This window comes from Kitasatospora sp. NPDC059408 (assembly GCF_042751525.1).
Taxonomy (GTDB): Bacteria; Actinomycetota; Actinomycetes; order Streptomycetales; family Streptomycetaceae; genus Kitasatospora.
Map to the genome: position 1 here is coordinate 1 of NZ_JBHYWI010000041.1, position 14014 is coordinate 14014.

The 14014-nt window shown below is 72.3% G+C and carries 9 protein-coding genes and 1 pseudogene; 5 read left to right on the forward strand and 5 right to left on the reverse strand.

Annotated features, from left to right (window positions below):
- Nucleotides 1-231 precede the first annotated feature (231 nt).
- Complete coding sequence (gene xylA / locus ACFXDE_RS25490) at nt 232-1404, reverse strand: xylose isomerase (RefSeq protein ID WP_380497071.1); 1173 nt, start codon at nt 1402-1404, stop codon at nt 232-234.
- A 95-nt stretch (nt 1405-1499) separates the two neighbouring features.
- Here xylA and xylB point away from each other — a divergent pair, with 95 nt between their 5' ends.
- The gene (xylB, locus tag ACFXDE_RS25495) at nt 1500-2930 is read left to right on the forward strand and encodes a xylulokinase (protein WP_380497072.1); all 1431 of its coding nucleotides are present in this window, start codon (nt 1500-1502) and stop codon (nt 2928-2930) included.
- A 69-nt stretch (nt 2931-2999) separates the two neighbouring features.
- Nucleotides 3000-4201 (forward strand): annotated as a pseudogene (locus tag ACFXDE_RS25500) (ROK family protein).
- Nucleotides 4202-4222: 21 nt separating this feature from the next.
- Here the strand turns inward: ACFXDE_RS25500 and ACFXDE_RS25505 are convergent.
- Nucleotides 4223-6226, reverse strand: coding sequence for a beta-galactosidase trimerization domain-containing protein (locus ACFXDE_RS25505; RefSeq protein ID WP_380497074.1), 2004 nt, complete (start codon nt 6224-6226; stop codon nt 4223-4225).
- A 272-nt stretch (nt 6227-6498) separates the two neighbouring features.
- Between ACFXDE_RS25505 and ACFXDE_RS25510 the strand changes: the two genes are divergently transcribed.
- Nucleotides 6499-7539, forward strand: a complete 1041-nt coding sequence (locus ACFXDE_RS25510; RefSeq protein WP_380497076.1) for a sugar ABC transporter substrate-binding protein — start codon at nt 6499-6501, stop codon at nt 7537-7539.
- A gap of 42 nt (nt 7540-7581) precedes the next feature.
- Nucleotides 7582-9378 carry an alpha-L-fucosidase gene (locus ACFXDE_RS25515; RefSeq protein ID WP_380497077.1) on the forward strand — a complete coding sequence of 599 codons (1797 nt, stop codon included), beginning with the start codon at nt 7582-7584 and terminating at the stop codon, nt 9376-9378.
- Nucleotides 9379-9458: 80 nt separating this feature from the next.
- Here the strand turns inward: ACFXDE_RS25515 and ACFXDE_RS25520 are convergent, their stop codons facing one another.
- Both ACFXDE_RS25520 and ACFXDE_RS25525 read right to left on the reverse strand, forming a co-directional pair.
- Nucleotides 9459-11471: an alpha-L-fucosidase gene (locus tag ACFXDE_RS25520; RefSeq protein ID WP_380497078.1), complete on the reverse strand. Its 2013-nt coding sequence runs from the start codon at nt 11469-11471 to the stop codon at nt 9459-9461.
- 400 nt (nt 11472-11871) lie between these two features.
- Nucleotides 11872-12462 (reverse strand): TetR/AcrR family transcriptional regulator, encoded by a 591-nt coding sequence (locus tag ACFXDE_RS25525; protein WP_380497079.1) that lies wholly within the window; start codon nt 12460-12462, stop codon nt 11872-11874.
- Nucleotides 12463-12616: 154 nt separating this feature from the next.
- Here ACFXDE_RS25525 and ACFXDE_RS25530 point away from each other — a divergent pair, with 154 nt between their 5' ends.
- Nucleotides 12617-13153: an NAD(P)H-dependent oxidoreductase gene (locus ACFXDE_RS25530; protein ID WP_380497081.1), complete on the forward strand. Its 537-nt coding sequence runs from the start codon at nt 12617-12619 to the stop codon at nt 13151-13153.
- A 54-nt stretch (nt 13154-13207) separates the two neighbouring features.
- Here the strand turns inward: ACFXDE_RS25530 and ACFXDE_RS25535 are convergent, their stop codons facing one another.
- The gene (locus tag ACFXDE_RS25535) at nt 13208-13918 is read right to left on the reverse strand and encodes a FadR/GntR family transcriptional regulator (protein ID WP_380449036.1); all 711 of its coding nucleotides are present in this window, start codon (nt 13916-13918) and stop codon (nt 13208-13210) included.
- Between the last annotated feature and the right edge of the window lie 96 nt (nt 13919-14014).

Below are 14014 nucleotides of genomic sequence, written 5' to 3' on the forward strand. Positions count from 1 at the left end.
GGGGCCCTCCAATGCGGCCGGGCAGCCACCGGGTACGCCGACCGCCCCACCCCGGCCTGCGGCGGCCCCCCGCCGGTTGGCCCCCCACCCCACCGCACCGTGGCGTGCGGGACCTCGCCCCGTTTCCGCCCGGCCACGGCCGGAGTCGGCCATGCGGCGCCGCACCAACCGCGACCCGACGGGAGAGCCGGGCCGTGCCACCCGCACGGCCCGGCTCTCCCGTGGCCCCGGTCAGCGGGCGCCGAGGAGGTGTTCGTAGGCCAGCTGGTCCAGCTGCTCGAACGCCATGCCGCGGCGGGCGGCGGTGTCGACGTCGAAGTCCTCGAAGGCGGAGCGGTCCGCCAGGAGCCCGGCCAGGCCGTCCTGGGCCGTGGGGAGGGCGAGTTCGGGCAGGCGCGAGGCGGTGAGCGCGGCCTGGACCTCCGGGTCGGCGCGGAAGGCGTGGGAACGCTCGGCCAGCAGCAGGTAGTTGCGCATGCAGGCGGCCGCCGAGGCCCACACGCCGTCGAAGTCCTCGGTGCGCGGCGGCTTGAAGTCGAAGTGCTTGGGGCCGTCGTAGCCGGCCGACTCCAGCAGGTCGACCAGCCAGAAGGCCTGCCGCAGGTCGCCGGCGCCGAAGCGCAGGTCCTGGTCGTACTTGATGCCGGACTGGCCGTTGAGGTCGATGTGGAACAGCTTGCCGTGCCACAGGGCCTGGGCGATGCCGTGCGGGAAGTTGAGGCCGGCCATCTGCTCGTGGCCGACCTCCGGGTTGAGGCCGACCCGGTCGGGGCGCTCCAGCTCGTTGATGAACGCCAGCGCGTGGCCGACGGTCGGCAGCAGGATGTCGCCGCGCGGCTCGTTGGGCTTGGGCTCGATCGCGAAGCGCAGGTCGTAGCCCTGCTGCTCGACGTACTCGCCGAGGAGGTCGAAGGCCTCCTTCAGCCGGTCGAGGGCCGTGCGCACGTCCTTGGCCGCCCCCGACTCGGCGCCCTCGCGGCCGCCCCAGGCGACGTAGACCGAGGCGCCGAGCTCCGCCGCCAGGTCGATGTTGCGGATCGTCTTGCGCAGCGCGTAGCGCCGCACGTCGCGGTCGTTGGCGGTGAACGCGCCGTCCTTGAAGACGGGGTGGGTGAAGAGGTTGGTGGTGGCCATCGGCACCTTCAGCCCGGCCGTGTCCAGGGCGGCGCGGAAGCGCTTGACCACCTGCTCGCGCTCGGCGTCGCCGGTGCCGAAGGGGATCAGGTCGTCGTCGTGGAACGTGACGCCGTGGGCGCCGAGCCCGGCGAGCCGCTGTACGGTCTCGACCGGGTCGAGGGCGGGCCGGGTCGCGTCGCCGAAGGGGTCGCGCCCCTGCCAGCCGACGGTCCACAGGCCGAAGGTGAACTTGTGCGCGGGGGTGGGGACGAGCGGGTCGCTGGACATGGAGCGGCTCCGAATCGCGTGCGGAGGGTGTTTGTCAGGGCTCTCAACAAATTAGTATGCCGGAACGTCAAAAGGAACCCACACCGGAGGAACGCATGGCTGAGCAGCGTGTCGTGATCGGCGTCGACAGCTCGACCCAGTCCACCAAGGCCCTGGCCGTCGACATCGACACCGGCGCCGTGGTGGGCGAGGCCCGAGCTCGGCACACCGTCAGCACGGGGGCCGGCAGGGAGAGCGACCCCGAGCAGTGGTGGGCGGCGCTCGGCGAGGCCGCGGCGCGTACGGGCTGGGCGGACCGCGCGGCGGCGGTCTCCGTCGCCGGCCAGCAGCACGGCCTCGTCACCCTCGACGCGGCCGGCCGCCCGGTCCGCCCGGCGCTGCTCTGGAACGACGTCCGGTCCGCGCCGCAGGCCGCCGGCCTGCGCGACGCGCTCGGCGCGGTGGAGATCGCCCGCCGCACCGGCAGCGTCCCGACCGCCGCCTTCACCGCCCCCAAATGGGCCTGGCTGCGCGCCCACGAGCCCGCCGCGGCCGACCGCGTCGCCGCCGTCCGCCTGCCCCACGACTTCCTGACGGAACGGCTGACCGGCGAGGCCGTCACCGACCGCGGCGACGCGTCGGGCACCGGCTGGTGGGGCCCGGACGGGTACGACCGGGACGTCCTCGCCCGCATCGGCCTCGATCCCGCGCTCCTGCCCGAGGTCCTCCCGGCCGGTGTGCGGGCCGGCGTCGTCCGTCCCGGTCTGCCGCTGCGCGAGGGGGCACTGGTGGCCACCGGCACCGGCGACAACATGGCGGCGGCCCTCGGGCTCGGCCTCCGCCCCGGGCAGCCGGTGCTCAGCCTGGGCACCTCCGGCACCGTCTACGCCGTCGGCCGGACGCGGCCGGCCGATCCGAGCGGCACCGTCGCGGGCTTCGCCGACGCCCTCGGAGGCTGGCTGCCGCTGGCCTGCACGCTCAACTGCACCCTGGCCGTCGACCGCTTCGCCGCCCTGCTCGGACGCGGCCGCGAGGAGGTCGAGGACGGCGGCACCGCGGTCGTCCTGCCCTACCTGGACGGCGAGCGCACGCCCGACCTCCCGGGCGCGTCCGGCCTGATCCACGGACTCCGCCACGACACCACCCGCGGACAGCTGCTCCAGGCCGCCTACGACGGCGCCGCCCACGCCCTGCTCGCGGCCCTGGACGGCGTCCTGCGCGCCGGGGGCGAGGACCCGGACGGCGACGAACCGCTGCTGCTCATCGGCGGCGGCGCCCGCGGCACGGCGTGGCAGCGGACCGTCCTGCGGCTCTCGGGCCGGGCGGTCCAGGTGCCCGCCGCGCAGGAACTGGTGGCGCTCGGCGCTGCCGCCCAGGCCGCCGCGCTGCTCACCGGCGAGCCCGCCGACGCCGTGGCACGCCGCTGGCGGACGGCCGAGGGCCCGGTCCTGGAGGCCGTGAAGAAGGACGAGGACGCGCTGATGCGGATCGGGGATACCCTGCGTCGGGCCGGGGCCTTGCAGGGTGCCCCGGCCGAGGACCGGTAGGAGGGGCGCGTGACGGTGGTGGTCAGGGCGGGCAAGGGACCGGAGAGCGGACCCGCGTCGCAACAGGACATGCGACGGCAGAACCTCTCACTGGTCCTCGGCGCGGTCGCCGGGCACAGCCCGCTCTCCCGCGCGGACGTCGCCGGGCGCATCGGCCTGACCAGGGCGGCCGTCTCCTCCCTGGTGGACGAGCTGATCGGCCGCGGCGCCCTGACCGAGGCGGCGGCCACGGCCAGCGGACGGGTCGGCCGCCCCGGCCGGGCGCTGGCCGTGAACGACCAGGGCCCGGCGGGTCTGGGGCTGGAGATCGGCATCACCCACCTCGGCGCTTGCGTGGTGGACCTGCGCGGCGAGCCTCGGGTGTGGCGCCGGGTCGAACGGGAGAACGCGGGCCGTCCGGCCGGGGAGGTGCTGGCGGAGACCGCGGCGCTGGCGGCCGAGGCGCAGGCGGAGGCCGCCGCCCTCGGCCTGAGCGTCGAGGGCCGCGTCCTGGCCGTCCCCGGGGTGGTGCCGAACGAACCGGCCGGGCTGGTCGAGCGCGCGCCCAACCTCGGCTGGCGCGGCGTCCGCCTCGCCGACCACTGGCCCGACCCGGACACGGTGCCCGAGCCCGAGAACGAGGCCAACCTCGGTGCGCTGGCCGAGTACTGGAGCGCCGGGCAGGCCGCGGAGACCTTCGTCCACGTCTCCGCCGAAGCCGGGATCGGCGCCGCCCTGGTCATCGACGGACGGCTGTTCCGGGGCGCCCGCGGCTTCGCCGGCGAACTCGGCCACATCCCCGTCCAGCCGGACGGCGTCGGATGCGCCTGCGGTGCCCGCGGCTGCCTGGAGCAGTACGCGGGCGACGCGGCGGTGGGGGGGGGGGGCCGGCGCCCCCGCCCCCCCCCCCCCCCCCCCCGCGCGCGGGGGCCGGCCTCGCGCAGCACCGCCCGGCCGACCCGGTCGCGCTGCTCGCCGAGCGGGCGGCCGCCGGGCACGAGCCCACCCTGCGGGCGCTGGACCGGGCGGGGCAGGCCCTGGGGCTCGCCCTCGCGTCCGCCGTGGAGCTCATCGACCCGGACGGCCTCGTCCTCGGCGGTGCCTACGCCGAACTCGCCGACTGGCTGCTGCCGTCCGTGCGCGCCGAATTGGCCGCCCGGGTCACCGTGCGGCCCTGGGCCCCGGAGGCGCTGCGCCCGTCCGCGCTCGGCCGGCGCGGCCCGCTGCTGGGCGCGGCGCTGACGACGGTGCGCCGGATCATGGCGGACCCGCTGCTGCTGCCCGCCGGGTGATCCGGGGCCCGTACCCCGCGGTCAGTCGTGCTCGGCCACGATCATCGCGTGGCCGTCCCCGGTGGTGACCCGCACGTGGACGTACTCGCCGTCGTACTCCCAGGGCAGCTCCAGCCCGGCCGGCTGGAGCCGCACCGAGCGCGGGGCGGCGGCGAGCCGGACGGCGACGGGCACGTCGACCAGCGGGAACGGGTCGTGCACCAGGTCGAGCTCCGGGGTCTCCCGGGACGGGACGAAGCTGATCAGGTGCACCACGGTGCCCGCGGCGGTGCGCTTCACGGTGGTCTCCAGGTGGACCGGCCCGCCGGCGCGGACGAGCGGGTCCGGCAGGAGCCGGTCCAGGGCGGCGCCGAGCAGCCGACGGTACGTCTCCAGGCCGTGCTCGTGGAAGGCCTCCAGCAGCGACACGGTCACCGCGGCCACCCCGTCGCCGACGACGACGGCCGCCCCGTCGGTCGGGTTGGCCGGGGGAGTGTAGGAGTGGCCGCAGAACCGGTCCCAGGAGCGCGGGAAGTAGGGCGCCACCACCCGGGCCAGGACCTCGGCGCCGGGCAGTGCCCGGGCGGTCAGCCGGGAGCCGTGGCTGATGACCGGGAAGTCCTCCGGGACCCCGGGGACGCCCTGGCAGGCGAGGAACACCTCACCGGCCGGCGCCGGTGCGAGTCCCTCGACCGGGAGGTCGGGGAGGGCGGGCTCGGTGCCGTTCCTGAGCAGCGCCGGCCCGACCAGCAGCACGGCGCCGCCTGCCCGCCGGTACGCGTGCAGGCGCTCCGCCAGGGCGTCGTCGACCGCCGTGCTCTCGGGCACGACGACCGCCCGGTACCCGCTCAGGTCGGCCGTCGGCGGGACCACGTCGAACTGCGCCCGGAGCTGTTGCAGTGCCCGGACGGCGCCGATGTTGCTCGCGCCAGGGTTGTCGCCGAGGCCGGGGTCGGTGACCACGGCGACCTCGCTGACGACCCGGCCGCCGTCGAGGAAGGGCTCGCACTCCTCGATGTGCCCGTAGACCGAGCCGATGAGCTCGTACACCGCCGGAGCGGCGACGCCCCGCGGGTGCAGCACGTCGCCCACACCGCTGGTCAGACCGTGGCTCAGCATCTGGCTGGTCTCGTACAGCAGCGCCGCCCGGGGCTTGAGGGCGGCGTTGTCCCCCCAGCTCTCGTGGAACCGCCCGGTGTGGCTGAGGACGGGCAGTCCCATGGGGCGGACGAAGCGCGCCACGTACGGGAGGAACGCGTAGCCCCAGCCGCCGGTGGGCAGGCCCTCGATCTCGACGTGCCGGATGAACCGGCGCTCCTCGGGCAGCCCGGTCTTGGGCCGGCTGTTGAACCAGACGCTCTGGGCGGCGTCCGCGGGTAGGGCCTTCTCCACCATCGCGGAGTAGCGGGCCATGTAGCGCCGGGCCACGAGGTTCGCGTAGCGGTTCCGGTGGTCCGCGTCGGCCGGGTCCAGCCCCTCGCGGCGCATCCCGTCCACTGCCCAGCGGCTCGCGCTGGGCTGGTTCCAGCACATGTCGATGAAGATGCCGTCGACCGGGGCGAAGCGCCGGAGCACCTCGTCCAGTTGATCGGCGAAGTAGTCGGCGTAGGGGCTGGACATGTCGAGGATGTTCCAGGCCGCCTCGAAGGCCGAGGTGCTCCAGCGGGCGAGCTTCAGGTCCTCGCCGTGCGCGATCCACTCCGGGTGCTCCCGGGCGGCGAACTCGTCGACCTGGAGGGACAGGTAGATCGGTGCGCGGATGCCCACGGCGTGCAGGGCCTCGACCTGCTCGGCGAGCAGGTCGAGGTCGGGGGCGAGCCCGGGGTGGCGTTCCGGCCGGTCGGTCCCGTAGTAGAGGTGGCCGTGGTGGCACTTGGCGAAGACGGTCACGCTGTCGACGTGGGCGTCGCGGAAGGCCCGGGCGAAGGTCACCGGGTCGAAGTCGCGTCCCACGTCGGGGATGTCGGGGCCGGTGTGAAAGTCCAGGTGCACGGTCCGGCGGGGGAAGCGGCGGAGGGTGTGCGCGTTCACATCGCGTGGGGTCATGGGATGGATTTATAGGCCGTGGGCGCCGAGGAGTCCAGGGATCCGGGGGTGATACATCCGATGAATGGCCGTATTTCACCGGCCATACCGCGAAGATATGGCCGAAATCCCGATGTCACGTTTGGGAGTCATCGGATGCCTCTACTTGTCGTCCAGGTTTCACGCTCGTAAGGTCCTCGGTACCGCGAGCCCCCCGGACGGCGGTGGCGGCGTACGCGGGTGAGGGATCTCCCCGCGGTGGGCGGGCGTTCCAAGGCAAGGAGATCAGTGCGATGAGGCTTCGCTCTTCCGGACTCGCGGCGATGGCCGGGGCCGTGTTGGTCGTCGGCGCCACGGGGTGCGACCGCAGCACGAGCGGAGCACAGAAGCCTTCCGCCGAGGGGGCGATCGGCATCGACCTGCCGCGGGACGACTCCGACTTCTGGCGGGCGTACGAGCAGTACGTGAGGAAGGGCGTCGCCGCGCAGGCGATCCGCACCCTGCCGATCACGGCGTCCCACAACCGCGAGGACGAACTGCGGTCCAACGTCCAGGGATTCGAGCAGGCGAACGCCAAGGCGGTGGTGATCGCGCCACAGGCGACCTACGTCACCGACGTGCTGCTCGGCGAGCTCTTCAGACGCGGCGTCAGCGTGGTGAGCGTCGACACCGAACCCGAGCACGGCGAGGTGTACATGGCCGTCCGGGCGAACAACGTCGACTACGGCACCAAGGCCTGCCAGTTCCTGGGCGCGCAGCTCAAGGGAAAGGGGAAGGTCGCGGAGCTCCAGGGGGCGCTCGACTCGATCAACGCCTACGACCGGAGCCGGGGGTTCTCCACCTGCATGAAGGAGAAGTTCCCAGGCGTCCAGGTGATCGAGCTGGGCACCGACTGGAAGGGGGACGTCGCCGCGGCGAAGCTCCAGTCGACGCTGGCGGCCAACCCCGACCTCGGCGGGATCTACCTGCAGGCCGGCGGCGTCTTCCTGCGGCCGACCGTCTCCGTGCTCCAGCAGCAAGGCATGCTCAAGCCAGCCGGCCAGCCGGGGCACATCGCCGTCGTCTCCAACGACGGCATCCCGCAGGAGTTCGACGCCATCCGCAAGGGCGACATCGACGCCACCGTCTCCCAACCCGCCGACCTGTACGCCAAGTACGCGCTGTTCTACGCGCAGGCCGCCGTCGAGGGCAAGGCGTTCAAGCCGGGGCCGACCGACCATCAGTCGACCATCGTCGCTCTGCCCAACGGGCTGGAGGACCAGCTCCCCGTGACGCTGGTGACGAAGGACAACGTCGACGACAAGGCCCTGTGGGGCAACAACCTCGGCAAGTAGCCGCAGCATCGACAGCACTCCCACCCGAACGAGGAGCCTCCTATGTCAACCACCGGACTGAGCCGCCGTCAGCTGATCCGGGCCGCCGCCCTCGCCGGAGGCGCCGTGGCCTTCGGCCTGCCCCAGGTGCTCCGGCCCGGCACCGCCCAGGCCTACCAGGTGCCGTCCAAGATGGCCTGGTGGTACCAGGCCCGCTTCGGGATGTTCATCCACTTCGGCTCCTACAGCCAGCTCGGTCACGGCGAGTGGGCGTTCTCCAACGACAACTACACCAAGCCCACCTACCAGTCCCAGGTGTCGGCCCCGTTCAACCCGGTCGGCTTCAACGCGAACACCATCGCCGACCTCGCCCTGAACGCCGGCATGAAGTACCTGGTGATCACCGCGAAGCACCACGAAGGCTTCGCGATGTACAACTCCACCGTGGCGGGCTTCACCGACACCACCGGCACCAAGCGCTACACCCTGCCCGGCTACACCGCGTACCAGAACGACCTGCTGGCCGCACTCAAGAGCGCCTGCGACGTCCGCGGTATCAAGTTCGGGCTGTACTACTCGATCATGGACTGGAACCACTGGTCCCAGACCATCGACCACAACACGACCTACACCGACATGGCCTCGATGAGCGCCCGGTCCTCCTACATCAGCGACATGAAGGCCCAGCTGCAGGAACTGATCACCAAGTACGACCCGGCGATCCTGTGGTTCGACGGCGACTGGTGCGGCAACCCCGCCACCCCGACCCTCACCGACTGGTGGACCTCGGCCGACGGGATCGACCTCTACAACTACCTGATCGGTCTCAAGCCCGGCCTGATCGTCAACGAGCGGGTCAAGCGCGACCAGGGCCTCGGTGACTTCGCCTGCCCGGAGCAGACCGTGCCGGCCGTGCCGCTCGGCCGGCCCTGGGAGACCTGCGCGACCATGAACGGCGCCTGGGGCTACACCTCCTGGGCCGAGAACTCCTACCGGTCCGTGCAGACCATCATCCGGGAATTCGTCACGGTGGCCTCCCGGGACGGCAACTACCTGCTCAACATCGGTCCCAAGCCCGACGGCACGCCCACCCCGGGCTCCGTCACCGTCCTCCAGGGACTCGCGAGCTGGATGGCCGTCAACAGCGACAGCATCCACGGGACCAACGGCAGCCCGTTCACCGCCGAGCCGTCCTGGGGCACGTTCACCAGGAAGTCCGGCAAGCTCTACGCCCACGTGTTCACCTGGCCGACCAACGGCACGCTGCAGATCCCGCTGATCTCCAACACGATCAACCGGATCTACCTGATGAGCAACCAGTCGACCTCGCTCTCCTACTCGGTGAGCGGCGGGACCATCAACGTCTCGGTGCCGACCACGGCCCCCGACGCCAACGACCCGGTGGTCGTCGTCGAGGTCGACGGGATGCCGGCCGTGGTCGCCGACGGCGTCTACGAGCTGGTCTGCGCCCGTAGCGGCAAGGCCCTGGACAACGGCAACACCGCCACGGCCGGCAGCCAGGTGATGCAGTGGGCCGTGAACGGAGGGACGCCGCAGCAGTGGACCCTGACCGGCCTGGAGGCGGGTTGGTTCAAGCTGGTGTGCGCCCGAAACGGGCTGGCCCTCGACAACGGGGCCAGCACGACCGCGGGCGCCGCACTGGTCCAGCAGCCCGACAACGGGAGCGACCAGCAGCAGTGGAGCATCACCGCGCTCGGCGGCGGCGCCTACCAGCTCACCAACCGGGCGAGCGGGATGGCGCTGGACAACGGGAACGGCACGGTGGACGGCCAACCGGTGGTCCAGTGGACCGTCAACGGCGGCACGTCGCAGCAGTGGAACCTGGTCAAGGCCGGCTGAGCCGCGCCGACGACAACGTGGGTGGCGCCCGTCAGAGGACGGGCGCCACACACGCGTTGGTCAAGCGGAGGGGAAGGATCCTAGAGGGACGGGTCCAGGAAGGCGCGGTCGTAAACCTCCAGCGAGCGGATCGACGCCCACGTGTTAGCGTTCACACCACCGGTGACGGTCACCCGGACGTAGCGGGTCCAGGCCGTGAAGGTCGCGGTCTGCACCTGCACGGCGGAGGAGTTCCCGGTCAGGTCGGCGAGCGTCGACCAGGTGGACCCGTCGGCGGAACCGTCGATCCGGAACTGGTAGGCGTGCCCCGGCAGTTCCCAGGCGATCCTCGCGCCCGTGACCGGCCGCACCGAGCCGAGGTCGGCCTGCAACCAGTGGCCGGTGTTCCCGTCGGCCGCGCACCAGCGGCTGGAGGTGTCCCCGTCGAACGCGTTGGCCGGAACGTTCCCGTGCGAGGTCTCCGAACCGTCGGCCGTGGCCGGGCAGCCGCGGGCGATGTCCGTCGGCACCACCGGGCGGTCGAGCACGATCGCCACGATCGTGTCGTCGGGGTATCGGGTGCGGTCGATGCCCGTGATGGTGACGGCGTTCCCGCTCGCCGCGCCGAAGGACAGCGCGCTCTTGGAGACCACGTCGTAGACCGAGGTGACGTTCGCATCGCCCAGGGACGGCGTCGTGAAGCTGCTGCCGCCGTTGTACCCGGCCAGCAGGTGTGCGTAGACGGTCCGGTCGGCGAAGGTGAAGCCGTACTGGCCGTCCACCGGGTTCCACGGGCCGCCGCGGGTGTTGTACACGGCCTCCCGGTTGGCGTTCATGAAGCCGCCGAGCTGGCGGATCACCGCGGCCTGCGTGCTCGGGACCGTACCGGTCGCGTCCGGGCCGACGTTGACGAGCACGGACATGTCGCGGATGAAGGAGTTGACGAACAGGCCCAGCGCTTGGGAGAAGGGCATGGCGGAGTTGCCGCTGTACCCCCAGCTTCCGCCGACGCTGAACGTCTTCTGGACCAGGCGGCCGTACCGGATCGGACCGCTCGGCACGCCGGAGCCCTCGTCGAGGTCGTAGTCGCCCACCCATCCCGAGCGGGAGTTGGACACGGCGTTCGGCTGGTGCCGGCGCAGCACGCCGGTGAGGCCCAGCGGCCTGCCGGTGTCCGTCTCGGTGTCGCCGTACGCGGCGTCCACCTGCCAGCCGTTGCCGCCGTCCCGGTACTGACCGGGCTCCCAGAAGAACGACCCCGACGCGTCGGTGCCCTGCTGCGCCAGCCAGCCGCCGTCCCACCAGATGTCGTCGATCGCGCCGTAGTCGGTGACCAGCTCCTTCACGGACTGGTACACCTCGTTCTTCATGATCCGGGCGTTCTCGTGGTAGTCGAAACCCGCCGGGTCGGAGCCCTCGTAGTTCCACGGGTAGACGCTGTTCGGCAGTACGCAGTCGGAGGTGAGCGCGGGGCTCGGCGGCTTCGAGCCGCTCACGTCGTAGTAGCCGGGGTAGCGCCAGTCGATCGGCGAGTAGTAGAGCCCGACCCGCAGGCCCGCCGCGCGCACGGCGTTCACGTAGCCCTTGACGAAGTCCGTGCCGGCCGGGAAGGGGGCGGAGCCGGTGGTCCAGGCATTGGGGTGGCCGCTGGGCCACAGGGCGAACCCCTCGTGGTGACGGGTGGTCAGGACGACTTCGGCGGCGCCGAGGTCCTTGGCCAGCTGCGCCCAGGCGGCGGGGTCGTAGGACTGGGACTGGCTGGCGAACGAGCCGGCCCACTGCGCCCGGTAGGAGGTCGGCGCGGTCTTCGAGTAGAACATGTTCCACTCACCCTGGGCCGCTGCCGAGTACACGCCCCAGTGGATGAACATGGACACCTTGTTGTCGCGCATCCACTGGATCTTGCTGTCCGGCTGCTGCCAGGCCCCCTGGTCGAGCTTCGGGACGCGCAGCGGGACGAGGGGCAGCGCGGCGCCTCCGGTCGCGGTGCCTCCGGTCGCGGCGTCCCCGGTCTCGGCGGCCTCGGCCCGGCTGCCGACGGGTCCGATGACCGTGGCGGCGGTGGCAACTGCCAGGCCGGTGAGCATGCTTCTCCGGCTGATGGATCGTGGCATGGATGCTCCATATGTCCTGGAATGCTCGCAAAGGGAGTGGCCTGGCGAGTCAGGTACATGTATGGCGGCGTGCGGAGCGGCGTGTCAAGACATCTGACGGCGATATGTCGGATGAATCAAGGCCGCTCCGCGTTCATGTCGGGAGTGGGAGAACGTTCTCAAGCGGGGTGGGCAGTTTGCTCTGGATGATGGAGAATCAGCAGGTCAACGTGCCAATGTGTGACCTTGGTCGACCGGGCTTGCGGCCCTTTCCGCTTCTCTGTCGGCTCGGCCTTGCAGGTTGGGGCGGCCCGGAGGATGCTTAGTCATCGGATCAATCCGGTGCGGACGGTTCGAAAGGGCCCGCCCGCCCCGCCGGCGGCCTCAAGGGCGGGTGGTCACCCGCCGGCCCGGCACGTTCTCAGGCGGCGCCGTCCGGGGCGGGGCAGGCGCTGTGCACCAGGCGCCGGGCCAGGTCGGTGGTGCGGCGGGCGGGACCGTCGGGGCCGAGGACGGTGGCGGTGGCGTAGGCGCCGTTGAGGACCAGCAGGAGCTCGTCGGCGAGCTGTTCGGGGTCGGCGGCGCGGGCGTCGGCGGCCAGGTCGCGCAGCCAGTCGCGGAGCTGCAATTTGTGGGCCTTGGCGACCTGGTTGGCGGGGTGCTCGGGATCGGGGAACTCGGTGTTGGTGTTGAGCATCGGGCAGCCGCGGAAGCCGTCCCGCCCGGTGTGGCCGGTGACCGCCGCGAAGACCGCGACCAGCTTCTCGCGCGGCTCGGCCACCTGGTCGGCGGCCTCGCGCAGGCCGGCCAGCCAGCGCTCCGCCCGGTCCTCCACGTAGGCGGTGGCGAGGGCGTCCTTGGTGGGGAACTGGCGGTAGACGGTCGCGTTGCCGACGCCGCTCTCCTTGACCACCAGGTCCATGCCGACCGCGCGGATGCCGCGCTGGTAGTAGAGGTCGCCCGCCACGTCCAGGACGTGCCGCCGGTTCTCCTGTGCCGTCCTGCGGGCCATGGCTTCCTCCTGGGGGCTGGTGCCGGTGCCGGTGCTGCGATCCGATCCGGCCGTCCTCAGCCGCAACTTTGACAGACGGATCGTTCCGTCACAACATGGGTGACGGAACGATCCGTCACATAGACCGCCGCACCCACCGAGGGAGCACCAGGACATGAACCTCTCCGCCACGCCGCGCACCCTGGTCGTCGTCGCGCACCCCGACCCGGGCTCCTCCCGGATCACGGTCGGCCTGGCCGACGCGGTCCGGGACCTGGACCACGTCACCGTGCACGACCTGTCCGCCGCCTACCCCGACGGGCGGATCGACGTCGAGCGCGAACAGGCGCTGCTGCGCGCGCACGACCGGATCGTCTGGCAGTTCCCCTGGCACTGGTACTCGGTGCCGGCCGTGCTCAAGACCTGGATCGACGAGGTGCTGGCGTACGGGTTCGCCTACGGCACCGGCGGCACCGCGCTGCACGGCAAGACCCTCCGGCTGGTCACCTCCACCGGCGCGCCCGAGGAGGCCTACGCGCCCGACGGCCGCAACCGCTTCACCATGGCGCAGCTGATGGCCCCGCTGGACGCCACGGCCCACCTGACGGGCATGCGGCTCGCCGAGCCCCTCGTACTGTTCGGCGCCCGCCTGGTCTCCGACGTGGAACTCAAGGCCCACGCCGAGCAGTACCGCACCCTGCTCGCCGCCTGAGAACGTGCCGGGCGGGCGGGTGACCGCTCGTTCCTTCCGGCGCCGCCGGGCCGGTCACACCTCCTGGTCGGCCCAGAGGTGCGACTCCGCCTTGCCGAGGGTGTCCCGGAGCCACTGTTCGACCCCGGCGACGTGTGCGGTCGCCCAGGCGTGGGCGACCTCGGGCATGCGGCGGGCGATGGCGTCGAGGATGGCGCGGTGCTGCTGGCGGGTGCGGGCCACCGCGTCCTCCTCCGTCAGCCCGCGCCAGATCCGTGCGCGCGTGGTGGGGCCGGACAGGCCGTCGATCAGCGAGCAGAGCACGGTGTTGCCCGACCCGGCCGCGATCAGGTGGTGGAACTCCAGGTCGTTGGCGATGAGTTCGTCGAGCGACGCGTCCTCGGGCAGGCCCTCCAGCATGTCGCGCAGGGCGGCGATGTCCTCGTCGGACATGACCCGGGCGGCCATCGCGGTGGCGGCCGGCTCCAGGATGCGGCGGACCTCCAGGAACTCCAGGACCGTGTTGTCCTGGTGGAAGTCGACGACGAAGCCCAGCGCGTCCAGCAGGACTTCGGGCTCCAGGCTGGTCACGTACGTGCCGTCGCCCTGGCGCACGTCGAGCACCCGGATGAGCGAGAGGGCCTTGACCGCCTCCCGCAGGGAGTTGCGGGAGAGGCCGAGCCGGTCCGCGAGGTCCGCCTCCTTCGGCAGGCGCTCACCGGGGCGGAGCTCACCGCTCACGATCATGGCCTTGATCTTCTCGATCGCCTCGTCGGTGACTGGCACGACTACGCCCTCCTGGTCATCTGATCTTCGCAGCATACGGGTTCCGCCCGGGGCGGCCGCGGGGCCCGGAAGCACCGCGGCCGCCCCGGACGGTCG

Excerpts from the sequence above, each read along its gene's own strand:
- xylA (WP_380497071.1), bottom strand. The coding sequence starts at position 1,404 with ATGTCCAGCGACCCGCTCGTCCCCACCCCCGCGCACAAGTTCACCTTC.
- xylB (WP_380497072.1), top strand. The coding sequence starts at position 1,500 with ATGGCTGAGCAGCGTGTCGTGATCGGCGTCGACAGCTCGACCCAGTCC.
- ACFXDE_RS25505 (WP_380497074.1), bottom strand. The coding sequence starts at position 6,226 with ATGACCCCACGCGATGTGAACGCGCACACCCTCCGCCGCTTCCCCCGC.
- ACFXDE_RS25510 (WP_380497076.1), top strand. The coding sequence starts at position 6,499 with ATGAGGCTTCGCTCTTCCGGACTCGCGGCGATGGCCGGGGCCGTGTTG.
- ACFXDE_RS25515 (WP_380497077.1), top strand. The coding sequence starts at position 7,582 with ATGTCAACCACCGGACTGAGCCGCCGTCAGCTGATCCGGGCCGCCGCC.
- ACFXDE_RS25520 (WP_380497078.1), bottom strand. The coding sequence starts at position 11,471 with ATGCCACGATCCATCAGCCGGAGAAGCATGCTCACCGGCCTGGCAGTT.
- ACFXDE_RS25525 (WP_380497079.1), bottom strand. The coding sequence starts at position 12,462 with ATGGCCCGCAGGACGGCACAGGAGAACCGGCGGCACGTCCTGGACGTG.
- ACFXDE_RS25530 (WP_380497081.1), top strand. The coding sequence starts at position 12,617 with ATGAACCTCTCCGCCACGCCGCGCACCCTGGTCGTCGTCGCGCACCCC.